We start from the raw sequence: 22,891 nt of genomic DNA, 5'->3' as shown, positions 1-22,891 counted from the left end.
CGTGGGCGTTAGCTGTGGCATGACTGTGTGCCAGTGGCAAACGCGCAGAAACCACCGCCGCCTGGCTCATGGACGGCATCGGCCGGGTCCGGGAAGGGCTGAGTCAGATCCGGCAGGCCGTGGTGCCGCCCAATCTGACCGTGTTCGAGATGGTTCAGGGCGCTTGGCTGACCCAGGCAATGTACGCGGCGTCCAAACTCGGCATCTTCGACATCCTTGCCGACGGACCGGCCACGCCTGACGACGTCGCCGGTCGGGTGGGCTCCGATCCCGGCGCCACGTTCCGGTTGATGCGGGCGCTCGCCGGCAACTCGCTGCTCAAACAGGAGCGCGACGGCAGGTTCGCGCTGACCCGGCTCGGAGATGCGCTGCGGTCCGATGCGCCGGGTTCCATGGCGCCCATGCTGCAGTTCGTCGGCCACCCGAAGCACTGGGAGCACTGGGGGCAGCTGCTGTATTCGGTGCAGACCGGCAAGACATCCGCGGAGATGCTCCGCGGCATGCCCGTTTTCGAGTACCTGGAGACCGACCGCGACCTCGCCGACGTGTTCAACAACGCCATGACCGCGGTGTCGGCCATGGCGATCGAAACCCTCATGCCCGCATACGATTTCAGTCGTTTCAAGAACATCGTCGACGTCGGCGGCGGCCACGGCGCGCTGCTGAGTGCGGTGCTGCAGCAGGCCACCGACGCTCAGGGCGTGCTGTTCGACCTGCCGTCGGTCGTCGCGGGCGCGGGCCCGGTGCTCAAGGCGGCCGGCGTGTCGGACCGCGTGACCGTCACGGGTGGCTCGTTCTTCGATGCCGTGCCCGAAGGCGGGGACGCGTATCTGCTGAAGACGATCATCCACGACTGGGATGAGGACAGCGCACTGGTGATCCTGCGGAACGTCCGCAAGGCGATCGACCCCGATGGCACCCTGGCCCTCGTCGAACTGGTGCTGCCGGAAGGCACGCCCAGCCATCCCGGCATGCTGCTCGACCTGGAGATGCTGGTCGCCGCCGGCGGCCGGGAGCGGACCGGTTCGGAATACGCGGACCTGTTGGCACGCGCCGGCTTTCGGCAGACCCGGGTGGTCCAGACGGCGGGCCCGATGTCACTCGTCGAGGCCGTCCCGGTCCACGACTAGCGGGCGATCGCGAAAACCGGGTCGGCACAGTCGGTACCCTCGGCCGACAGCTGCCGCTTGATGACCTTGAAGGTCTCGGTCCGCGGCAGGGTCGTGGCGACGCGGATGAACCGGGGCCACTGCTTGGGGCCCAGGTCCTCTTGGGCGGCCAGGAAGGCGCTGAAGTCGTCCGCGGAGAACTCCGCGTGGTCGAGGAGGACGAGTGCCGACATCACCTGGTCGCCGACGGCGGGATCGGGTATCGCGTAGACGGCCGCCTCGACGACGTCGGGGTGCCGCAGCAGTACCTGTTCGATGGGCGCGGTGCCGAGGTTCTCGCCGTCGACCCGCATCCAATCACCAAGGCGCCCAGCGAAATAGATGAACCCTGCTTCGTCCCGGTAGGCCAGGTCGCCGGTGTGGTAGATGCCGCCGGCCATGCGTTCGGCCTCGGCCGCCTCGTTGTTGTAGTAGCCGCGGAACCAGCCCCGGCCGGTCGGGTTCACGATTTCGCCGACGACACCCGGTGGGCACGGCAGGCCGGTCTCCACGTCGACGATGGCCACCTCGTCGGTCAGCGGCCCGAGCGCGCCGGCCGGGGTGTCCGGGGTGCGGGCGATCGCGACGCCGCCCTCGGTGGAGCCGAAACCGTCGACGACGATGACGCCGAAACGCTGTGCGAACCGGTTCAGGTCACGTGGAGCACCTTCGTTGCCGTACATGAACTTCAGGGGGTTGTCGGTGTCGTCCGGCCGGGCCGGGGTGGCCAGGATGTACGACAGCGGCTTGCCGACGTAGTTGGCGTAGGTGGCGCCGTAGCGGCGCACGTCCGGGAGGAATCCGGAGGCGGAGAACTTGCGGCGCAACGCAATCGACCCCTGCGCCGCCAGCGCCACCGCCCAGCCGGCCATCACCGCGTTGGAATGGAACAGCGGCATGGACAGGTAGAACGTGTCGTCGCGCCCGAGGCCGAAACGATCGGCCAGCATCTGGCCCGGGAACGCCACCTTGTCGTGGGTGACCCGGACGGCCTTGGGATCACCGCTGGTGCCCGAGGTGAAGATCAGCATGAACAGGTCGTCGGGATCGACGTCCGCGAATTGCACCGGGGTGCCGGCGAACCCGGCGAGTTCGCTTGCCCACGAGGCGGATTCGACGTCGATGACGTCGATGCCCGCGGCATCGAGACCGGCGGGGACCAGGTCGGGATTGTCGGCGAGCACCAACTGGCAGTCGGAGCGCTCGGCGTCGCCGACCAGCGCCGCCCCGCGGCGGGTGGGGTTGAGGCCGACCGGAACCAGCCCCGCCAGCGCGGCGGCCACCAGCAGCGACGAGAAGAACGTCGTATTGCTCAGCAGCACACCGATGTGCGGCGGTTTGGCCGGGTCCAGTCGCGCCTTCAACGCCGCGGCCAACTGCGCGCCCGCGGCGATGTGGTCGGCCCAGCTGATCAGATCAGCCGGGCCGACCGGTGAATCGTCCGGCGCCGTGGTGCAGTCGTACAACCCGCGGTCGGTGACGTCGACGAGCGGGCGCAGCAGGTCGCTGACGGTGGGCCGGGAGGACATCAGTCGAATCTAGACGGGCGTCTCGGCCAGTTCGCGCCCGATCTGCAGCAGCTGCCCGGTGGCCCCGCCGACCGCGAACTCGGTCTGCTTGGCAGCCAGGAAGTAGCGGTGCACCGGGTGATCCATGTCGATGCCGACACCACCGTGCACGTGCACCGCGGTGTGCGCCACCCGGTGTCCGGCCTCGGCGGCCCAGAACGCCGCGGTGTTGACGTCCACCTCGGCGGGGAGGCCCTCGGCCACGCGCCAGGAGGCCTGGGTCAGCGTCAGGCGCAGCGCCTTGACGTCGATGTAGCCGTCGGCCAACCGGGACGACACGGCCTGGAAGCTGCCGATGGGGCGGTCGAACTGCTCGCGCTCGCGGGCGTACAACGCGGTGAGCTCCAGCGCGCGCTCCACCACGCCGAGCTGGAATGCGGTGCGGCCCAGGGCATTGTGCAGCTGCAGCCAGGCGAGCACCTCGGCGCCGCCGACGACGCGGTCGGCGGCGACGGCCACACCCTGCAGATCCAGATGCGCGACGCTGCCGTATCCGGTGGTGTCCAGCGACGTGACGGTGACGCCCGCATCGGCCGCGGCGACCAGGAAAACCTTGACGCCGGAATCGCTTTCGGCCGGCACCAGGAAGGCGTCGGCGACCGGGCCGTACGCGACCTGGGTACGGGTGCCGGTCAGCTTGTAGCCGGTCTCTTCGGATCGGGTGGCCTGCACCGGGCCCTGGCCCATCTCACCGTCGAGCGCGGGCACGACGATCTTGGTGCCGGCGACCGCCGGTGCGGCCCACTCGGATTGCAGCTCGGCCGAACCGAACTCGGCGATGGCGCCGGCGGCCAGGATGGTCGACTCGAGGTACGGCACCGCCGCGAGCTGGCGGCCCAGTGCCACCAGCACGGCAGACTGCTCCAGCGGGCCGAAACCGCCGCCGCCCAGCGACTCCGGTGCGGTGGTGGACAGGATGTCGGAGTCGATCAGCTTGGCCCACAGCTCACGGTCGAACCGCTCGGCCTGCTTGTCCAGTTCCTTCTGGCGCTCCGGGGTCACCACCGATTCGGTGATGGACCGGACCAGGCCGCCGAGGTCCTCAGATGCTTCAGTCGTCTTGAAATCCATGATGTCCCTTACCGATTGACCCGGGGCAGGCCGAGAGCAACCATGCCGATGATGTCGCGCTGAATCTCGTTGGTGCCGCCGCCGAAGGTCAGGATCAGGCACGACCGGTGCCAGCGTTCGATCCGGCCGCGCAGCAGCGCGCCGGGGGTGTCCCGACGCAGCGTCGCCGAGGTGCCAAGTACCTCCATGAGCAGGCGGTAGGCCTCGGTGGCCAGCTCGGTGCCGTACACCTTGGCCGCAGAGGCGTCGGCGGGGGAGGGGGCAGAGTCGGTGGCCGAGGCCAGCTCCCAGTTGATCAGCTTGAGGACTTCGGCCTTGGCGTGCACGCGGGCCAGGTTCAGCTGCACCCACTCGGAGTCGATCAGGCGCTTGCCGTGGTGGTCTTTGGTGTTCTGGGCCCATTCCCGAACCCCGTCCAGTGCGACGAAGATCGGCTGCGCCGACACCAGCGCCACGCGCTCGTGGTTGAGCTGGTTGGTGACCAGTTTCCAGCCGCCGTGCTCCTCGCCGACCAGGCTGGAGGTCGGGACGCGGACGTCCTGGTAGTAGGTGGCACTGGTGTCCACACCGGACATGGTGTGCACCGGCGTCCAGGAGAAGCCCTCGGCGGTGGTCGGCACGATCAGCATCGAGATGCCGCGGTGCTTCTTGGCCTCGGGGTTGGTGCGGGCCGCCAGCCAGACGTAGTCGGCGTAGGCGATCAGCGACGTCCACATCTTCTGGCCGTTGATGACGTAGTCGTCACCGTCGCGGACCGCGGTGGTGCGCAGCGACGCCAGGTCGGTGCCGGCGCCGGGCTCGCTGTAGCCGATGGAGAAGTGCAGCTGGCCCGCGGCGATCTTGGGCAGGAAGAACTTCTTCTGCTCCTCGGTGCCGAAGTGCATGATCGTCGGTGCCACGGAGTTGATGGTCAGGAACGGCACCGGGACGTTGGCGATGGCGGCCTCGTCGTTGAAGATCAGGCCGTCCATCGGCGGCCGGGCCTGGCCGCCGTACTCCTTGGGCCAGCTCAGCGTCAGCCAGCCGTCCTTGCCCATCTGCTCGACGGTCTCGCGGTAGACGTTGCCGCGTCCCATCTCGCCGTCGTTGGACGCCAGCGCCTCGGCGCGCTCCGGGGTCATGAGCTTGGAGAAGTACGAGCGCAGTTCGCGCCGCAGCTCCTCCTGCTCGGGCGTGTAGCCGATCCGCATCGAACTCATCCTTTATCAGTTGAATTGGGTTGGGTCTGTGGTCCGTTGTCACGTTGCCGGGGCGGCTTTCGTCGACCCGTGCCTATTCAAACTTGTAACACGTTCTAGTCTTGGGGTCCAGAGCGTGCCACACTGGCATCGCCATGGTGGGGTCGTTATGTTGGCCTCACTGTCGAAATCCGGGCTCTCAGGAGGGTGTCATGCGGGTTGAAGTTGATCACGATCGCTGTGAAGGAAACGCGGTTTGCGTGGGAATTGCGCCGGACCTTTTCGATCTCGACGACAACGACTATGCAGTAGTCAAGGCCGATCCGGTGCCTGCCGACCAGGAAGAACTCGCCGAGCAGTCCATCGCGGAATGCCCCCGCGCCGCCCTTCTCCGCAAAGACTAGAGGTATTCATAAATTGACCAGCCAAATCGACTCCACTGACCTGTCCGGGAAGGTGGCCGTGGTCACCGGTGCCGCCGCGGGGCTCGGCCGCGCCGAGGCCATCGGCCTGGCGCAGGCCGGCGCCACCGTCGTGGTGAACGACATGGCCGGCGCGCTCGACAAGTCGGACGTGCTCGCCGAGATCGAGGCCGCCGGCTCCAAAGGTGTTGCGGTGGCGGGCGACATCAGCGCCCGCAGCACCGCCGACGAGCTCGTCGCCACGGCGGACAGCCTGGGCGGGCTCGCCATCGTGGTCAACAACGCGGGCATCACCCGCGACAAGATGCTGTTCAACATGACCGACGAGGACTGGGACGCGGTCATCGCGGTCCACCTGCGCGGCCACTTCCTGCTGACCCGCAACGCCGCGACCTACTGGCGCGCCAAGGCCAAGGAGTCGGCCGACGGCAAGGTCTACGGCCGGATCGTCAACACCTCGTCCGAGGCCGGCCTGGCCGGTCCGGTGGGGCAGGCGAACTACGGTGCCGCCAAGGCCGGCATCACGGCCCTGACCCTGACCGCGGCCCGCGGTCTGGAGCGCTACGGCGTTCGCGCCAACGCGATCGCGCCGCGGGCTCGTACCGCGATGACGGCCGATGTGTTCGGTGCGGCTCCTGGTGAAGGAGAGGTCGACCCGCTGTCGCCGGAACACGTTGTGAAGTTGGTGCGTTTCCTTTCCTCGCCCGCGTCGGAAAACGTGAATGGCCAGCTCTTCATCGTTTATGGTCCGACTGTGACCCTGGTAGCAGCCCCGACCGTGGAGAGCCACTTCACAGCGTCGTCCGCTGAGTGGGACATGACACAACTGAGTGCCACGTTGCGCGGATATTTTGCTGACCGCGATCCGGAGCGGAATTTCTCGGCGACTGCCCTGATGGAGTCGAGGGACTGAACGTCCCGGATCGAGTGCTGACGCGGCGTAGAAAGCGCCGCGTCGGCACTAGAACTTGTTTCAGTGACGGCAACGTCAAAATATACTCTGAGCTGCGATTATATGTCGTTTCCCAGTGATTTTGCTGTTCTTTTGCCAGTGCGAACATGTTCTAGCTACTATGAGCCGGCTCACAAGAGCCATGCATTACAACGTGGTGATCAGGCCGCTGTGGAAGAGGGAAACCCCACTCTTCGCCGTGACTGCTCAGCCCGGACCGAGAATGGAGTCGAAGGTTGATCGAACAGCTTGCGGCTCCGGCCCGGGCCGTCGGCGGGTTCTTCGAAATGGCCCTCGACACATTCACAAAGATGTGGCGTCGCCCTTTTCAATTCCGGGAGTTCTTCGAACAAACCTGGATGATCGCCCGCGTATCGCTCGTGCCGACCCTGCTCGTCGCCATTCCGTTCACCGTGCTGGTCGCCTTCACGCTGAACATCCTGCTGCGTGAGATCGGCGCCGCCGACCTCTCCGGCGCCGGCACCGCATTCGGCACGGTCACCCAGCTGGGCCCCGTCGTCACCGTGCTGGTGGTCGCCGGCGCGGGTGCCACCGCAATCTGCGCCGACCTGGGCGCCCGCACCATCCGCGAAGAGATCGACGCGATGCGCGTGCTCGGCATCGACCCGATCCAGCGGCTGGTCGTGCCCCGCGTCCTCGCGTCGACCTTTGTCGCCGTGCTGCTGAACAACCTGGTGTGCGCCATCGGCATCTCGGGCGGCTACGTCTTCTCCGTCTTCCTGCAGGGCGTCAACCCGGGTTCGTTCATCAACGGCCTGACGGTGCTGACGGGCCTGGGCGAGCTGATGCTCGCCGAGATCAAGGCCGTGTTGTTCGGCCTGCTCGCCGGCATGGTCGGCTGCTACCGCGGCCTCACCGTCAAGGGCGGCCCCAAGGGCGTCGGCATCGCGGTGAACGAGACCGTGGTCTACGCCTTCATCTGTCTGTTCGTCATCAACGTGATCATGACCGCCATCGGCGTCCGAGTACTGGTGAGGTGATTCGGCCATGAGCTACGACGCAACCCTCAGATTCAAACGAATGTTCCGGGCCGTGCCCGCCGTCTTCGACGGCATCGGTGAGCAGGCGCTGTTCTACGGGGAGTCCTTCCGGTACATCCCCAACGCGCTTACCCGCTACCGCCGCGAGACCATCCGGCTGATCGCCGAGATGACCATGGGCACCGGCGCGCTGGTGATGATCGGCGGCACCGTCGGCGTCGCGGCGTTCATGACGCTCGCCTCCGGTGGCGTCATCGCGGTCCAGGGTTACTCGTCGCTGGGCAACATCGGTATCGAGGCGCTGACGGGCTTCCTGTCCGCGTTCCTCAACGTCCGCATCGTCGCGCCGATCATCGCGGGTATCGCGCTGGCCGCCACGATCGGGGCCGGCTGTACCGCGCAGCTGGGCGCCATGCGCGTGGCCGAGGAGATCGACGCCGTCGAATCGATGGCGGTGCACTCGGTGTCCTACCTGGTGTCCACCCGGATCATCGCGGGCCTGATCGCCGTCATCCCGCTGTACGCACTCGCCGTCCTGGCGTCGTTCTTCGCAGCGCGGGCCGCCACGGTGTACATCAACGGCCAGTCGGCCGGCCTCTACGACCACTACTTCAGCACCTTCATGGTGCCCACTGACCTGCTGTGGTCATTCCTGCAGGCCATCGTCATGTCCGTCGCGGTGATGCTGGTGCACACCTACTACGGCTACAACGCCAGTGGCGGACCCGTCGGCGTGGGCATCGCCGTCGGTCAGGCCGTGCGGACCTCGCTGATCGTGGTCGTCACGATCGTCCTGCTCATCTCCCTGGCCGTGTACGGCGCGTCCGGCAACTTCAACCTCTCCGGATAGGGGGTGCACGACGATGTCTTCCGGCGGTCCTAAACGCAGCCATGTGAGGCTCGCGGCAGCGGTGCTGATCAGCATCATGCTGGCCGCCGTGGTGTTCACCTACTTGTCGTACACCGCGGCCTTCACCCCCACCGACACCGTCTCGGTCATGGCGCCCCGCGCCGGCCTGGTCATGGATCCCGATGCCAAGGTCAAGTACCGCGGCATCCAGGTCGGCAAGGTCGAGACCATCGAGTACGCCGGCGACCAGGCGAAGCTGAATCTGGCGGTCCTGAGCGACCAGATGCGCTACATCCCGTCGAACGCCCGGGTCCGGCTCGGCAGCACGACGGTGTTCGGCGCCAAGTCGGTCGAGTTCCTCCCGCCCGAGCATCCGTCGAAGGAGTCACTGCGGCCCGGCGCGCAGGTGCAGGCCAAGGACGTCCAGCTGGAGATGAACACCGTCTTCCAGACCCTGACGGACCTGCTCGACAAGATCGACCCCGTCAACCTGAACGCCACGGTGACCGCGCTCGGCGAAGGCCTGCGGGGCCACGGCGACGACGCCGGTGCCGCGGCGGCCGGGCTGAGCAAGTACCTCGAGTACTTCAACCCCAAGCTGCCGACCCTGCAGCAGGACTTCAAGGACACCGCGACCGTCGCCGGCATCTACGGTGACGCCGCGCCCGACCTGGCCAAGATTCTGGACAACGCGCCGACCGTCAGCAAGACGCTGACCGACGAGCAGAACGACCTGAACGCGGCGCTGCTGGCATCCACCGGGTTCGCCAACAACGCCTACGCGACCATCTCGCCGGCCGCCGACGACTACATCGCCGCCATCCAGCGCCTGCGCGCGCCGCTGAAGGTTCTCGGCGAGTACTCACCGGAGCTGCCGTGTCTGCTGCAAGGTGTGTCGAAGGCAGTGGACCGCTTCGGTCCGGTCTTCGGTGGCGTCAAGCCGGGTCTGTTCGTGTCCTCGAACTTCTTCCCGGGTGCGCCCAACTACACCTACCCCGAGAGCCTGCCGATGGTGAACGCCTCCGGTGGCCCGAACTGCCGTGGCCTTCCGGACGTCCCGTCCAAACAGTACGGCGGCTCGTGGTACCACACGCCGTTCCTGGTGACCGACAACGCCTACATCCCATACCAGCCGAACACCGAATTGCAGTTCGACGCTCCCTCGACGCTGCAGTTCCTGTTCTCCGGTGCCTACGCAGAGAGGGACCGCTACTGATGTCCGCGAGTGAGTGGGGCCGCCCATGAGACACAAGCGCGAAATGATCAACGTCACGGTGTTCACCGTCGTGATGTTGCTGGTCGCTGCCGGCCTGGTAGTGGTGTTCGGCCAGTTCCGATTCGCCTCGACGTCCACCTACCACGCCAACTTCACCGACGCGTCCCGGCTCAAGGCCGGTGAGGACGTCCGCATCGCGGGCGTGCAGGTCGGTTCGGTGAAGAGCGTCAAGCTCAAGAGCGACAACACCGTCGACGTCAAGTTCACCCTCAACGAGCGGTACCAGCTCTACACCTCGAGCCGTGCCCTCGTCCGCTACCAGAACCTCGTCGGTGACCGGTACCTGGAAATCGCCTCCGGCCCCGGCGAGCTGCGCAAGCTCCCCCCCGGCGGCACCGTCGTCCTCGCCAACACCCAGCCGGCGCTTGACCTCGACGCGCTGCTCGGTGGTTTGCGCCCGGTGGTCAAGGGCCTGGACGGCGAGAAGGTCAACGAGATCACCGCCGCCATGATCGAGGCCCTGCAGGGGCAGGGCGGCGCGCTGAACGACCTGCTGTCCAGTACCAGTTCGTTCGGCCAGACGCTCGGTGAGCGGGACCAGCTGATCGGCGACACCATCACCAACCTCAACACGATGCTCACGACGGTCGACGCCAAGGGCTCCCAGTTCAACACCAGCATCGACCGGCTGCAGCAGCTCATCAGCGGCCTGGCCGAGGGGCGTGACCCGATCGCCGGTGCCATCGGCCCGCTGGCCTCGGCCGAGAACGACCTGACCGAGATGCTGCAGAAGTCACGGCGCCCGGTGCAGGGCGTCATCGAGAACGCCCGCCCGTTCGCGCAGCGCATGTACGAGCGCCGAGCCGAAGTGAACCCGGTCATCGAGAACCTCGCAGAGAACTATCTGCGGCTCAACGCCCTGGGTGCGTACGGCGCGTTCTTCAATATCTACTACTGCTCGGTCAAGATCAAGATGAGCGGCCCCGCGGGCAGCGACCTGATCGTGCCGTTCGGTGGTCCTGCGGATCCGTCGAAGGGCAGGTGCTCCGAAAATGGCTAAGCCGGAAAAGGATCCGGTCCGCACCGGCGTACTCGGCGTCTTCCTCGTGACGTGCCTCGTGCTGATCTCGTTCGGGTACACCGGACTGCCGTTCTTTCCGCAGGGCAAGAACTACTCGGCGTTCTTCAATGACGCCGGTGGCATCACGCCGGGCAGCGACGTCCGGGTGTCGGGCATCAAGGTCGGCAAGGTGGGCACCGTGGAGCTCGCCGGTACGGCCGCGAAGGTGAACTTCACCGTCGACCGCCAGATCCGGGTCGGTGACCAGTCGCTGGTGTCGATCAAGACCGACACGGTGCTGGGTCAGAAGTCCCTCTGGGTGACCCCGAAGGGTACGAAGGAAGCAACGGTTATCCCGTTGGGCCGCACCACGACTCCGTACACGATCAACACCGCGCTGCAGGACCTGGGCCAGAACAGCAGCGAGCTGGACAAGCCGCAGATGGAGCAGGCGCTCAAGGTGCTGACCGACACGCTGCACGACGCGACGCCGCAGTTGCGCGGCGCGCTGGACGGGGTGGCAGCCCTGTCTCGGAGCCTCAACAAGCGCGACCAGGCGCTCGAGCAGCTGCTGGGCCACGCCAAGAAGGTGTCCGACACCCTGGCGCAACGTGCCGACCAGGTGAACAAACTGGTGATCGACGGCAATCAGCTGTTCGCCGCGCTGGACGAGCGGCGCCAGTCGATCAGCACGCTGATCTCCGGTATTCGCGGTGTGTCGCAACAGCTTTCCGGATTCGTCGCGGACAACAAGCGCGAGTTCGGGCCGGCGCTCAAGCAGCTGAACCTGGTGCTGGACGAGCTGCTGAAACGCAAAGAGCACATCAGTGAGGCGCTCAAGCGCCTGCCGGGTTACGCAACCACGCTCGGCGAGGTGGTCGGTAACGGCCCGGGCTTCAACATCAACCTGTACGGCCTACCGCCCTCGACGATGTCGGAAGTCCTGCTCGACACGTACTTCCAGCCGGGCAAGCTGCCGGCCAGCCTCGGCGACATGCTGAAGGGCTACATCTCTGAACGGATCGTCGTGAGGCCGAAGTCGCCATGATGAAGAACATGAACTCGCGGGGCGCGATCCTTGCGGTCGTAGCCGTGGTGGTCGCGCTGGTGGCTGCCGGCGCCTATCTGCTGTGGCCGTCACATGGCGGTCACAAGGTGGTCGCTCACTTCACCAACGCCGTGGGCCTGTACGCCGGCGACGAGGTGCGAGTGCTGGGGGTTCCGGTCGGCACCATCGATTCGGTTGAGCCGCAGGCTAATTCGGTCAAGGTCAGCATGACCGTCAAGGACGGCGTGAAGATCCCGGCCGACGCGCGGGCGATCATCATCTCGCCGAACCTGGTGGCGGCGCGGTTCGTGCAGTTCACCCCCGTCTACAACGGCGGAGCGGCGCTGGCCAACGGCGCCGAGGTGCCGCTGGCCCGGACCGGTGTCCCGGTCGAGTGGGACGACGTCAAGAAGCAATTGACCCAGCTCAGCGCTCAGCTCGGCCCGCAGGACGGTGCCCCGCAGGGTCCGCTCGGTGCGTTCATCAACCAGGCCGCCGACACCCTCGATGGCAAGGGCGATTCGTTCCGCAACGCCTTGCGTGAACTGTCGCAAACCGCTGGGCGCCTTGGTGATTCGCGTGGCGACCTGTTCGGCACCATCAAGAACCTGCAGATTCTGGTCAACGCGCTGTCCGGCAGCAACGAGCAGATCGTGCAGTTCACCGACCACGTCGCGTCCGTCTCGCAGGTGCTGGCGGAGAGCTCGGCCGGTCTGGACCAGACCCTTGGCGCCCTGAACCAGGCGCTGGGTGACGTCAAGGGCCTGCTGAAGGACAACAACGCGGCGCTGATCGACCAGGTCGGCAAGCTGGCCGAATTCACCCAGGTGCTGACCGACAACAGCGACAATATCGAGCAGGTTCTGCATATCACGCCGAACGGTCTGGCCAACTTCTACAACATCTACAACCCGGCGCAGGGCTCGCTGGACGGTCTGCTGTCGCTGCCAAACTTCGCGAACCCGGTGCAATTCCTGTGCGGCGGCAACTTCGACATCGGTGCCTCTCCGGACAACTACAAGCGGGCGGAAATCTGCCGTCAGCGCATGGGTCCGGTGCTGCGCCGGATCGCGATGAACTACCCGCCCGTGCTGTTCCATCCGATCAACAGCATCACGGCATATAAGGGCCAGGTCATCTACGACACCCCGCAGACTGAAGCCAAGGCGCAGACTCCGGTGCCGTACCTGCAGTGGAACGCCGCCCCTGGCGTCGTCCCGCCGAAGGTCCAGCCGGACGGGACGCTCAGCGACCTAATCCTGCCGCCGCCGGCCATTCCGGGTCAGATTTCGCCGGCCACGCCGCCGGTGGGACCGGGCTCGACGCCGCTGAACGGTTCTGGTCCGCTGCCCGGCCCCGCCCCGGCGCCCGCAGCCCCGGTGGGCGCACCGCTGCCCGCTGAAGCCGGAGGCAACTGATGAAGACGGTTGGAAAAGTCCTGGCACTCGGATCGAGTGCCGTGGTGCTCGCCGGTTGCCAGTTCGGTGGCCTGAACTCGCTGGACATGCCGGGTACCCAGGGCCACGGCGCCGGTTCCTACACCGTCACGGTGCAGCTGCCGGACGTCGCGACGTTGCCGCAGAACTCGCCGGTGATGGTCAACGACGTCACCGTCGGCAGCGTGTCGGGCCTGGACGCGGTCCAGCGTGCGGACGGCACGTTCTATGCCGCGGCGAAGCTGTCGATCAACGGCGATGTGAAGCTGCCGGCGAACGCGCGGGCGAAGGTCGCCCAGACCTCGCTGCTCGGCTCGCAGCACGTGCAGCTGTCGGAACCTGTCGGGGAAGCGCCGCAGGGCCGGCTCAAGCAGGGCTCGGAGATTCCGCTGGCGCACACCGGCCGGTATCCGACCACCGAAGAGGTGCTGTCGTCGCTGGGCCTGGTGGTGAACAAGGGCAATCTCGGTGCGCTGCAGGACATCACCGATGAGGCCTATGCCGCGGTCGCCGGCCGGGCGGGGCAGTTCGTCGACTTCATCCCGCGGTTGGCCGAGCTCACCCAGTCCCTGGACAAGCAGACCACCGACATCATCGGGGCCATGGACGGGCTGAACCGCTTCGCCTCGATCCTGGCGAAGAGCACGGACAGCCTTGGCCGCACGCTGGACACGCTGCCCGGTGCTATCAAGGTCCTCAACGACAACCGCAAGAACATCGTAGATGCGTTCACCGCGCTCCGGAAGCTCGCGGTGGTCGGCGCGAAGGTCATGTCCGCAACCAAGGATGACTTCGCCGCGGACTTCAAGGACATCTTCCCGGTGATCAAGGCGTTCAACGACAACGCCGACGAATTCATCCACGACCTGGACCTGCTGCCCACATTCCCGTTCTCCAACAAGTACTTCCGCAACGCGGTGCGCGGTGACTACCTGAACGTCTACGTTACGTTCGACCTGACGCTGCGACGCCTCGGTGAGACCATCTTTGCGACCTCGGGGGGTCTCGACCCGAACATGAGGCACCTGGACGAAGTGATCAACCCGCCGGACTTCCTGCTGGGCGCGCTGGCGAACCTGTCCGGACAGGCCGCCGACCCGTTCAAGATTCCAGCAGGCACAGCGACGCAACATGGAGGGGCGAAGCCGTAATGTTGTTGACCCGTCTTGCGCGTTTCCAGCTGGCGATCTTCGGTGTCGTCACCGTCATCTGCCTCGCCCTGATCACGACGTCCTACCTGCACCTCCCGGCCGCTGTCGGTCTCGGTGTCTACAACGTGGACGCCAAGTTCGTCGTCGGTGGCGGCATCTACCAGAACGCCAACGTCACCTACCGCGGCGTGACGGTCGGCCGCGTGACGAACGTCGGCCTGACCGACAACGGTGTGACGGCCCGGATGCGGCTCAACACCGACACCCCGGTGCCGGAGAACGTCACCGCCACGGTCAAGAGCGTGTCCGCGATCGGTGAGCAGTACATCGACCTGGTGCCGCCCGCCAGCGCCTCGAAGAACATGCTGAAGGACGGCGCCACCATCGGCGTCGACCGGACCGCGGTCGGACAGGACATCGTGGACCTGCTCAACCAGGCCCAGAGTCTGGTCAGCAGCATCAGCAACACCCGGTTGCAGGACCTGCTGCGCGAGTCGTTCAAGGCGTTCAACGGATCGGGTCCGGAGCTGTCGCGGATGATCCAGTCGTCGCGGCTGCTGGTGGACGAGGCCAACGCCAATACCAACGAGATCAACAAGCTGCTCGATCAGGCCGGCCCGCTGCTGAAGGCGCAGATCCGCGCCGGCGCGGATCTCAAGACCATGGCCAGCAGCCTCGCGACGCTGACCGGTGAAGCCGCACAGGCCGACCCGCAGATTCGGTCGGTGCTCAAGACCGTCCCGGGCGCCGTCGACACCGTCAACGAGACGTTCGACGGCATCCGCCCGACGTTCCCGGTGCTGGCGGCCAACCTCGCCAACTTCGGCCGGATCGGCGTGATCTATCACAAGTCGATCGAGCAGGCGCTGGTGATCTTCCCGGCCTTGATCGCGGCGCTACTGACCGACGCCGGTGGCGTGCCCATCGACGAAGGTGCGAAGCTGGACTTCAAGATCAGCCTCGGCCAGCCGGCATGTTCGACGGGCTTCATCCCGGCACCGGAGAACCGCACACCGGCCGACACCACCGTGCGCGACCTGCCGAAGGACCTCTACTGCAAGACCGCGCAGAGCGATCCGAGCACCGTCCGCGGTGCCCGCAACTACCCGTGCATGGAGTACCCGGGCAAGCGCGCCCCCACGGTGCAGATCTGCCGTGACCCGCGTGGTTACGTGCCGCTCGGCAGCAACCCGTGGCGCGGTCCGCCAGTGCCGTACGACACCCCGATCAACGACCCGCGGAACATCACCCCGCCGAACCGGTTCCCGATGATCCCGCCGGGCGCCGACTACGACCCGGGCCCGCCGTCGGTGCAATTGCCGCCGGGGGTGCCCGCCGGGCCGGGACCTGCGCCCAACGCGCCGTTCCCGCTGCCGTACCCGCCGAGCGATCCGGGTCCGCAGCCGCTGCCCTGGCCGTTCTTCGCGCCGCCGGATCAGGTGACTCCGCCGTACGCGATCAACAACCCGCCGGCGCCCGGCCCCGAGGGCCAGCCGCAGGCAAGCGGGCCGAAGGGGCCGCAGAGCACGACGTACGATGCGAATACCGGGGTCTTCGCTGACCCTGCCGGCGGTACGGGAGTGTTCAACGCCGGCTCGAGTAACGGCGACGCAGGCGAGTCCTGGGTCGACCTGATGAAGGATCCAAGGCAGGTTTAATGAGTGACGAACCGGCTGCGACGGACGAGACGTCGAAGCCGCCGGTGAGCCGCGCGCGGCGGCGGGCCTCACGGCCCGCCGGCACCGCCGGTTCAGCAGAGGCAACAGTGCTCGACGTGGCGATTCCGTCGACCGCGAGCAAGACATCATCAACCGAATCGGTGACCACCAAGGCGCGGCCCGCGATCCAGGCACCGCGACGGCAACCGCACCGGTCGCTGGTCATGACCATCGGCCTGGCGGTCGTCGCCGTGCTCGTGGCGGCACTGGCGAAGCGGCACCTGGTTCCTCTGGCACGGCAACGGGCAGATCGAGGCGACGCAGGACCGTGATCAGCGGTTCGTCGACACCGCGAAGCAGACCGTGGTCAACATGTTCAGTTACACGCAGAACACCGTCGACGAGAGCGTGAACCGCTTCGTCAATGGCATCGGCCCCGGCCCGCTGCGCGACATGATGAACCAGAGCAACAACGCCGACAATCTGAAGTACCTGTTCAAGCAGACGCAGGCCAACTCGGAGGCCGTCATCACCGCGGCGGCGCTGGAGAGCATCGACAACACCTCCAACATCGCGAAGGTGCTGGTGACGGTCCGCGTGACGCTGTCCGACATGAACGGGGTGAACCAGCCGTCGACGCCGTACCGGCAGCGGGTGTTCATCCGCGAGGACGACAGCGGCCACATGAGTGCCTATGACATCAAGTACCCGGACGGAGGCAACTGATGAACCGGTTGCTGGTGGCGCTCGGCGCACTGTTGGCGGTCGCCGTGGTGGCGCTCGGGGCGCTCGGCGGGTCGGCGTTCTGGAATCACGTGGAGCTTTCCGGCGAACAGGCGACGGCCGACGAGTTGCCCAGCCTGGCCAGGTCCCAGATCCCACAGATCCTTGGCTATGAGTACAGCAGCGTGCAGCGGTCCACGACGCAGGCGCTGACGCTGATGACGCCGGCGTTCCGGAAGCGGTACGAGGAACTGACGGCCAAGAACAACATCTTCAACGACGCGGTGAAGCGCAAGCTCATCAGTCAGGTGAATGTCGTTGGCGCGGGCATGATCTCGTCGCACCGCGACTCGGGCACAGTTCTCGCTTTCGTGAACCGGGTCATCACCGACGAGCGCAAGCAGCCCAACTACGAGGGCAGCCGGCTGAAGGTCGACTACCGCAAGATCGACGGCAAGTGGTTGATCGACGAGATGACGCCGATCTTCTAAGTACCCCAACATGATTCAGGCCCCGGAGCGGTTGCTCCGGGGCCTGAAATCTTGGTGCGTCAGTCGCGGGTGTGCGACAGGGCGTCGAGGAACGCCCGGGCCCAGCGGTCGACGTCGTGGGCCAAAACCTGCCGACGCAGCGCGCGCATGCGACGTCGTCCCTCTTCGGGGGACTGGGTCAGGGCGTCGGCAATGGCGTCCTTGACCCCGTCCAGGTGGTGCGGGTTGGTCAGGTATGCCTGCCGCAATTCCTCTGCGGCGCCGGTGAATTCGCTCAGCACGAGGGCGCCGCCGAGGTCGCTGCGGCACGCCACGTACTCCTTGGCCACCAGGTTCATGCCGTCGCGCAGCGGCGTCACCAGCATGACGTCGGCCGCGACGAAGAACGCGATGAGTTCCTCGCGGCCGATCGCCCGGTGCATGTAGTGCACCACCGCGTGACCGACCTCGCTGTACTCGCCGTTGATATGCCCGACCTGGCGCTCGATGTCTTCGCGCATGACCTTGTAACTGTCCACGCGCTCGCGGCTCGGAGTGGCCAGCTGGACCAGTACGGTGTCGTGCCGGTTGGCCCGGCCTTCGGCGAGCAGCTCCGAGAACGCGCGCAGCCGCACGTCGATGCCCTTGGTGTAGTCCAGCCGGTCCACGCCCAGCATGATCTTGCGTGGGTTGCCCAGCTCATCGCGGATTTGACGGGCGCGCTGCCGGATGGTGCGGCTGCGGGCCTGCGCGTCCAACGCCGCCGAGTCGATCGAGATGGGGAACGCGCCGACCTTGACCGTGCGGCCGTCGTGGCTCACCTCGCCGAGCCGGGACCGGACACCGATGGTGTGGCGCGATGTGTTGGCATCGAGCAGTCGACGGGCCAGCACCAGGAAGTTCTGCGCACCGCCGGGAAGGTGGAAGCCCACCAGGTCGGCGCCGAGCAGGCCTTCGATGATTTCGGTGCGCCACGGCATCTGCATGAACAGCTCGACGGGCGGGAACGGGATGTGCAGGAAGAACCCGATGGTCAGGTCGGGACGCAGCTCCCGCAGCATCTTGGGGACCAGTTGCAGCTGGTAGTCCTGCACCCAGACGGTCGCGCCCTTGGCCGCGGTGCGGGCCGTGGCCTCGGCGAAGCGCCGGTTGACCGCGACGTAGGCGTCCCACCAGTGCCGGTGGTAGATGGGTTTGACGATGACGTCGTGGTACAGCGGCCACAGCGTCGCGTTGGAGAAGCCCTCGTAGTAGTCGGCGATCTCGTCGGCCGACATGCTGACCGGACACATCGTGAGCTCGTCCTGGACGATCGGATCTTCGTCGCTGTCAGCGACGCCGGGCCAGCCGATCCAGGCGCCGCGCTGCTTGCGCAGCAGCGGCTCCAGCGCGGTGACGAGGCCGCCGGGGCTGCGTTTCCAGGTGACCGAACCGTCGGGGAGCCGTTCCATGTCGACGGGCAGCCGGTTGGCGACCACGACGAAGTCGGAGTTGCCGACGGGTTTCGCGGCGGACTTGCCGCCCTTGGAGGTTTTGGGACTCGCGGTGGACGCCGCAGAAGCGTCGTTGCCTCCGCGGGCCGTCACGCGTCGAGCTTCGTGGGCCCGATACCCAGCATGGACAGGAACATCCGACATTCGTCGGCATCGTTTGCGTACGCGGCTACGACCCGGCGGGCCTGACGGGCGGTGCTGTCGGCCAGGGGCTCCACATCGCCGATATCGGCGGGATCAGTTTTTGCAGGCATTACACAACCTTAGGCGAATGTTGTTACGGGCTGGAACTCACCGACGAGTGCGGCTGTACCTCGGGCACCTGTTCCTCCGAGAGGCCGATGCATTCGCCGGTGTTGTGGCCGGTGCAGGGAATGCCGTTGATCTCGCCGAGCTGGTTCGTCGGCGCCTGTACCGGCGGCGGCGCCTGGTCGTTGCCGCCCTCGAAACAGGAGCCGCTGACGGGGTTTTCCGTCATGCCGGGCGGGCAGTTGGTCTCCCCGAGCAGTGCGGCGGGCACGGGGCCGCTCAGGGCGAATACGGCGGGTGCGGCGACTGTCGCGAAGGCGAAGCCGCCGGCCACCAGGAGGCGTCGCTGGATCTGAATGCTCATCGCGTCACGCTTTCGTTGGCGAAAATTTCAGCGTACGCCCGCGTGCTGTGCCGCGAACGGGAAAATTGGCCGCTCGACCAGCGTTGTGTACAACTTTTGAAAAGTGTATACAAGACGTGTTCCCCGTTGATCTGTCCAGAGGAGTACGTCGGTGCAGTTTTCAGTCCAGGGTTGGCTGACAGATCGGACGGTGTTGATCACCGGCGGTGGCAGCGGCATCGGTAAGGCCATCGCGCAAGGAGTGGTGGCCGCCGGCGGCAACGCGCTCATCGTGGGCCGCACCGAGGCCACGTTGCAGTCCGCCGTCGACGAGATCTCCGCCTCCGGGGGACCGGGCGCCATCCGCTTCCAGACCGCCGACGTCACCAACGAGGACGACGTCGCCAGCGCCGTCGCGACCGCGGCCGCGTGGAACGGCAAGCTCTCCGGTGCCGTGCACTGTGCCGGTGGCTCGCTGACCGTCGGGCCCGTCACTCACCTGGATTCGGAGATGTGGCGCCAGACCGTCGACCTCAACGTCAACGGCAGCATGTACGTCGTCAAGCACACCGCGCGGGAAATGGTGCGCGGTGGCGGCGGCTCGTTCGTCGGCATCTCGTCGATCGCGGCGAGCAACACCCACCGCTGGTTCGGGCCGTACGGCGTCACCAAGTCGGCGCTCGATCACCTCGTGCAGCTCGCGGCCGACGAGCTCGGTGCGTCCTGGGTGCGGGCCAACAGCATCCGTCCTGGCCTGATCCGCACCGATCTGGTGGCGGCCAGCATCTTCGAATTCGAGCCGCTGCGTGAGGATTACAAGCAGTGCACACCGCTGCCCCGGGCCGGTGAGGTCGAGGACGTCGCCAACCTGGCGCTGTTCCTGCTCAGCGACGCATCGCAATGGATCACCGGTCAGCTGATCAACGTCGACGGTGGTCAGAAGCTGCGCCGCGGCCCGGACTTCTCGGCCATGATGGAACCGATGTTCGGCGCCGACGCCATGCGCGGGGTGTTCGCCGACTGAGGCCGTACCCGGCGTCCGCGCAGGGCCCGTGGCCGGTTTTTGGCGTCAAACCCCGGCATTGGCTGTGCTTACGATCGACGAATGACGCAGCCCCCGTACCCGCCGCCCGGCTATCCAGGGCCTGGACAGCAGTACGGGCCGCCGGCTCCGCAGTGGCCGGCGGCGGCACAGCCGGGCGCCGGTAATCAAGGGCCGCAACCCTATTGGCAAGCTCCGTATGGCCAGGCGCCGTACGGTCACGTCCCGCAGGGCCAGTGGTCGCACTATCCGCCACCGCCCAAAAAGACCACCGGCCGCATTATCGGTGTCGTCGCCGCGATCTTCGCCATACCGGTGGTCATCGCGGCGATTGTCGGTATCACAGCGGGCGTTCGGGGCGAACCGCCGATTACTGCGAACACGGCCGACGATTTCAAGGCCGTTTGTAAGAACGGTTCGGTGAGCAATGCCGCCGACTACCAAAAGCCGTACAAGGTCGTCACGTTCTACGAGTCGGTGACCGGGTGGTCGGCAGTGACCTTGCTGGGGGCCGGAGCAGACTATTCCGGGGCCAATTTGCCGCCTTCGTCGATCAATGTCGTCGCGTGCCTGTCGCGGCAGTCGGCTACCGAGAAGAAAGAGGGCACCTGCGAATACGACAGCGGGGGCGACAAGGACCGCGTGAGTCGCTACTCGGTCGACTACGAAGTGGAGTTGCGCGAGGCCAAAACTGGCAAGCGAATCAAGAGTCTCGGTTCGGTGAGAGGCCCTTCGACCAGCTGCCCGGTAGTGGCTTTGTACAACGGCTCGAACCACAAAATGTACGGCTACCCCGATAAAGACCAGCTGGATGCGAAGTTGAAGGAATTCGCCGCCGGGTAGATGAGTAGCCGCTACTTCGGCGCCACCACGCCGTGGTCGTAGGCGTAGACGATGGCGGCCGCCCTGTCCCGCAGGTCGAGCTTGGTGAAGATGCGCCCGATGTGGCTCTTCACCGTCACCTCTGAGATGACCAGGCGGTCGGCGATCTCGGCGTTGGTCGCGCCGGAACCGATCAGCTGCAGCACGTCGAGCTCGCGAGCGGTGAGCCGGTCGACCACGTCGTCCGACGGTGCGCCGGGCGCGCGCCGGTAACCGTTCAGCACCCGGGCGGTGACGGCCGGGTCCAGGTACGCCTCACCGCGTGCGACGGCGTGCACGGCCCGGATCAGTTCCTCGGCCGGTGAGTCCTTGAGGACGAAGCCCGACGCCCCCGCGCGCAGCGCCGCGGACAACAGGTCGTCGTCGTCGAAAGTGGTGAGCGCCAAGGCCGGTGGACCGCCGCCTGTGCGCAAGGCGCGGATGGCGTCGACACCACTGACGCGCTTCATCCGCAGGTCCATCACCACCACGTCGGGACGGCACCGGAGCACCTCGCGCGGCACCTCGTCGCCGTCGGCACATTCACCGACGATGGCGAAGCCGTCCTTGCGGCGCAGGATCCGGCGCAGGCCCGAGCGGACGAGTTCCTGATCATCGACCAGCAGGACGTCGACGGTGGCACCGTCTTTCAGTACCGCACCGTCAGTCATGACGAACCTCGGTGCGTGGCATCAGGATTCGGTGCATGGCGCAGTGCCCGGTGGTGGCGGGTGCGACCGGCACGCGGGCCTGCACGGTCCAGCCTTGCGGTCCAGGGCCGGCTTCGAACTGCCCGTCGAGGGTTTCGATGCGCTGCCGCATGCCGGGCAGCCCTGCGCCCTGCTTCACCGCGGCCACGGGGCCTGGCAGGGAATTGCGCACCGACAGATCGGCGACACCTTCATCGAGGCGGAGCCGCAACTCAACGGCCGAAGTTGGTGCGTGTTTAGCGATGTTGGCCAACGACTCCTGTGTGACCCGGAAGAGCGCCAGCCCGACTCCCGCGGTGACGTCCGCCTCGTCGGCCTCCAGACGCGAGTCGACGCGCAGGCCCGCCGAGGCGAAACTCTCGACGAGCTCAGGGATATCGGACAGCCCGGGCTCGGGTGTGGCGCGTAGTGGTGTGATGTCGCCTGCGCTGAGCAGACCGACAGTCTGCCGGATGTCCGACATGGCTTGTCGTCCCAGGCGCTCGGCGTCGAGCAGGCCGTCAACGGCGTCGTCGATGTCGTTGTCCTCTTGCAGGGCGCGCCGGGCACCGGTCAGATGCAGCATCGTGACCGACAGCGAGTGCGCGATCACGTCGTGTACCTCGCGGGCGATCCGTCGGCGCTCGTCTGCCGCCGCCTGCTCGGCGAGGGCAACTTGGCGCTCGCGTTCGTGCAGGACCAGTCGCTGTTGCAATTGCAGGATTCGGCCGATCATTGCGGCCAGCGGCAGGAACGCGACATAGAGCAGCGGTGTGACGAGGTGGCCGGTGTGGGATGCGACGAGCAATAGCACCGCAGATGCTGCGGCGACGATGAGACCGTCTCGCCACGAACTGAGGGCAAAAATCTCGCCGAGCACGAACAGCAGCAGACACGGCGCGGTGTCGTTGCTGACCGGCGGCCACGACATCAGTACTGCCACTGCGGACAAACCGAAGGCCGCGGCGGCCAACGGGGGCGGTTTCACACCGATGAAGATGAACACCACGATCGGGGCCAGGGCAAGCAAACTGGCGACGACGAGCAGCCACGGACGTGTGAAGTCACGCTGCACCGCTGCGGCGCCGAGGGCCATCAGGGTGCCGCTGTACATCACTACCGGCACGGTGAAGGGGTAGTCGTAGGGCACAAGGGCGCGCCGACGCAGCGCGAAGTCACGGAGCCGGCCCATACCGCCAGCGTAGAGCCGGTGCCGGGTTTTACACATCATTCGCGGGACGGCTCGGGCCTCCTACCACGGT

22 protein-coding genes and 1 pseudogene are annotated in these 22,891 nt (G+C 66.6%); 15 read left to right on the top strand and 8 right to left on the bottom strand.

The genetic code is table 11. The features are described 5' to 3' along the window. Nucleotides 1–68: 68 nt before the first annotated feature. Complete coding sequence (locus tag ACZ5IQ_RS25425; protein WP_464480449.1) at nucleotides 69–1,130, top strand: methyltransferase; 1,062 nt, start codon at nucleotides 69–71, stop codon at nucleotides 1,128–1,130. Here the strand turns inward: ACZ5IQ_RS25425 and fadD17 are convergent. From fadD17 to ACZ5IQ_RS25410, 3 genes are read right to left on the bottom strand one after another with little or no spacing between them, the layout of a single operon-like run. Further along, nucleotides 1,127–2,677 carry a long-chain-fatty-acid--CoA ligase FadD17 gene (fadD17, locus tag ACZ5IQ_RS25420; RefSeq protein ID WP_464480448.1) on the bottom strand — a complete coding sequence of 517 codons (1,551 nt, stop codon included), beginning with the start codon at nucleotides 2,675–2,677 and terminating at the stop codon, nucleotides 1,127–1,129. The two genes, ACZ5IQ_RS25425 and fadD17, sit on opposite strands and share 4 nt — an antisense overlap. Before the next feature lie 9 nt (nucleotides 2,678–2,686). Beyond that, the gene (locus ACZ5IQ_RS25415) at nucleotides 2,687–3,787 is read right to left on the bottom strand and encodes an acyl-CoA dehydrogenase family protein (RefSeq protein ID WP_464480447.1); all 1,101 of its coding nucleotides are present in this window, start codon (nucleotides 3,785–3,787) and stop codon (nucleotides 2,687–2,689) included. Nucleotides 3,788–3,795: 8 nt separating this feature from the next. After that, entirely contained in the window at nucleotides 3,796–4,977 is a 1,182-nt protein-coding gene (locus ACZ5IQ_RS25410; protein WP_073696006.1) for an acyl-CoA dehydrogenase family protein, read from the bottom strand. Between the two features lie 200 nt (nucleotides 4,978–5,177). On the opposite strand from ACZ5IQ_RS25410, the gene ACZ5IQ_RS25405 reads away from it, so the two are divergent. The 12 genes and pseudogenes from ACZ5IQ_RS25405 to ACZ5IQ_RS25350 all read left to right on the top strand — a co-directional run bounded on the left by ACZ5IQ_RS25405 (nucleotide 5,178) and on the right by ACZ5IQ_RS25350 (nucleotide 16,973). Continuing rightward, entirely contained in the window at nucleotides 5,178–5,369 is a 192-nt protein-coding gene (locus ACZ5IQ_RS25405; protein ID WP_043398182.1) for a ferredoxin, read from the top strand. A 4-nt stretch (nucleotides 5,370–5,373) separates the two neighbouring features. Next, nucleotides 5,374–6,300, top strand: a complete 927-nt coding sequence (locus tag ACZ5IQ_RS25400) for a 3-oxoacyl-ACP reductase (RefSeq protein ID WP_168176041.1) — start codon at nucleotides 5,374–5,376, stop codon at nucleotides 6,298–6,300. 275 nt (nucleotides 6,301–6,575) lie between these two features. Further along, nucleotides 6,576–7,340 carry an MlaE family ABC transporter permease gene (locus ACZ5IQ_RS25395; protein ID WP_029105067.1) on the top strand — a complete coding sequence of 255 codons (765 nt, stop codon included), beginning with the start codon at nucleotides 6,576–6,578 and terminating at the stop codon, nucleotides 7,338–7,340. Between the two features lie 7 nt (nucleotides 7,341–7,347). Continuing rightward, a complete protein-coding gene (locus ACZ5IQ_RS25390) occupies nucleotides 7,348–8,190 on the top strand; it encodes an MlaE family ABC transporter permease (RefSeq protein WP_073696005.1) in 843 nt (280 codons plus the stop codon). A 13-nt stretch (nucleotides 8,191–8,203) separates the two neighbouring features. Beyond that, nucleotides 8,204–9,406, top strand: coding sequence for an MCE family protein (locus ACZ5IQ_RS25385; protein ID WP_464480446.1), 1,203 nt, complete (start codon nucleotides 8,204–8,206; stop codon nucleotides 9,404–9,406). Between the two features lie 25 nt (nucleotides 9,407–9,431). Beyond that, nucleotides 9,432–10,466, top strand: a complete 1,035-nt coding sequence (locus ACZ5IQ_RS25380) for an MCE family protein (RefSeq protein WP_043984608.1) — start codon at nucleotides 9,432–9,434, stop codon at nucleotides 10,464–10,466. After that, nucleotides 10,459–11,514: an MCE family protein gene (locus ACZ5IQ_RS25375; RefSeq protein ID WP_043984609.1), complete on the top strand. Its 1,056-nt coding sequence runs from the start codon at nucleotides 10,459–10,461 to the stop codon at nucleotides 11,512–11,514. The genes ACZ5IQ_RS25380 and ACZ5IQ_RS25375 overlap by 8 nt, the downstream gene beginning before the upstream one ends. Further along, complete coding sequence (locus ACZ5IQ_RS25370) at nucleotides 11,514–12,932, top strand: MCE family protein (RefSeq protein ID WP_043984610.1); 1,419 nt, start codon at nucleotides 11,514–11,516, stop codon at nucleotides 12,930–12,932. The genes ACZ5IQ_RS25375 and ACZ5IQ_RS25370 overlap by 1 nt, the downstream gene beginning before the upstream one ends. Further along, nucleotides 12,932–14,101, top strand: coding sequence for an MCE family protein (locus ACZ5IQ_RS25365; RefSeq protein ID WP_043984611.1), 1,170 nt, complete (start codon nucleotides 12,932–12,934; stop codon nucleotides 14,099–14,101). Before ACZ5IQ_RS25370 ends, ACZ5IQ_RS25365 begins: the two co-directional genes overlap by 1 nt. Before the next feature lie 2 nt (nucleotides 14,102–14,103). After that, nucleotides 14,104–15,759: an MCE family protein gene (locus ACZ5IQ_RS25360; RefSeq protein WP_043984679.1), complete on the top strand. Its 1,656-nt coding sequence runs from the start codon at nucleotides 14,104–14,106 to the stop codon at nucleotides 15,757–15,759. Further along, nucleotides 15,759–16,485: pseudogene (locus ACZ5IQ_RS25355) on the top strand (mammalian cell entry protein). Before ACZ5IQ_RS25360 ends, ACZ5IQ_RS25355 begins: the two are co-directional and overlap by 1 nt. Further along, nucleotides 16,485–16,973, top strand: a complete 489-nt coding sequence (locus ACZ5IQ_RS25350; protein WP_043984613.1) for a mammalian cell entry protein — start codon at nucleotides 16,485–16,487, stop codon at nucleotides 16,971–16,973. The pseudogene ACZ5IQ_RS25355 and the gene ACZ5IQ_RS25350 overlap by 1 nt, the downstream one beginning before the upstream one ends. Nucleotides 16,974–17,032: 59 nt before the next feature. On the opposite strand, the gene ACZ5IQ_RS25345 is transcribed toward ACZ5IQ_RS25350, so the two are convergent. Genes ACZ5IQ_RS25345 through ACZ5IQ_RS25335 form a run of 3 tightly spaced genes read right to left on the bottom strand, consistent with a single transcriptional unit; the run spans nucleotide 17,033 to nucleotide 19,058 of the window. Next, complete coding sequence (locus tag ACZ5IQ_RS25345; RefSeq protein WP_043984614.1) at nucleotides 17,033–18,538, bottom strand: alpha,alpha-trehalose-phosphate synthase (UDP-forming); 1,506 nt, start codon at nucleotides 18,536–18,538, stop codon at nucleotides 17,033–17,035. Continuing rightward, the gene (locus tag ACZ5IQ_RS25340; protein WP_090562895.1) at nucleotides 18,535–18,699 is read right to left on the bottom strand and encodes a hypothetical protein; all 165 of its coding nucleotides are present in this window, start codon (nucleotides 18,697–18,699) and stop codon (nucleotides 18,535–18,537) included. The genes ACZ5IQ_RS25345 and ACZ5IQ_RS25340 overlap by 4 nt, the downstream gene beginning before the upstream one ends. A gap of 23 nt (nucleotides 18,700–18,722) precedes the next feature. Next, nucleotides 18,723–19,058, bottom strand: a complete 336-nt coding sequence (locus ACZ5IQ_RS25335; protein ID WP_346416025.1) for an intersectin-EH binding protein Ibp1 — start codon at nucleotides 19,056–19,058, stop codon at nucleotides 18,723–18,725. 151 nt (nucleotides 19,059–19,209) lie between these two features. Here ACZ5IQ_RS25335 and ACZ5IQ_RS25330 point away from each other — a divergent pair, with 151 nt between their 5' ends. Beyond that, nucleotides 19,210–20,061: an SDR family oxidoreductase gene (locus ACZ5IQ_RS25330; RefSeq protein WP_244872759.1), complete on the top strand. Its 852-nt coding sequence runs from the start codon at nucleotides 19,210–19,212 to the stop codon at nucleotides 20,059–20,061. Nucleotides 20,062–20,142: 81 nt separating this feature from the next. After that, nucleotides 20,143–20,922: a hypothetical protein gene (locus tag ACZ5IQ_RS25325; protein WP_212807186.1), complete on the top strand. Its 780-nt coding sequence runs from the start codon at nucleotides 20,143–20,145 to the stop codon at nucleotides 20,920–20,922. 11 nt (nucleotides 20,923–20,933) lie between these two features. Here ACZ5IQ_RS25325 and ACZ5IQ_RS25320 read toward each other — a convergent pair whose 3' ends face one another. Continuing rightward, nucleotides 20,934–21,611: a response regulator gene (locus tag ACZ5IQ_RS25320; RefSeq protein ID WP_212807185.1), complete on the bottom strand. Its 678-nt coding sequence runs from the start codon at nucleotides 21,609–21,611 to the stop codon at nucleotides 20,934–20,936. After that, nucleotides 21,604–22,821: a sensor histidine kinase gene (locus ACZ5IQ_RS25315; RefSeq protein WP_212807184.1), complete on the bottom strand. Its 1,218-nt coding sequence runs from the start codon at nucleotides 22,819–22,821 to the stop codon at nucleotides 21,604–21,606. Before ACZ5IQ_RS25315 ends, ACZ5IQ_RS25320 begins: the two co-directional genes overlap by 8 nt. Between the last annotated feature and the right edge of the window lie 70 nt (nucleotides 22,822–22,891).

The sequence above is a fragment of the Mycobacterium toneyamaense genome, assembly GCF_055384815.1.
Note: the sequence above shows the minus strand (reverse complement) of the source record. Positions and strands in the feature narration are given on the sequence as shown.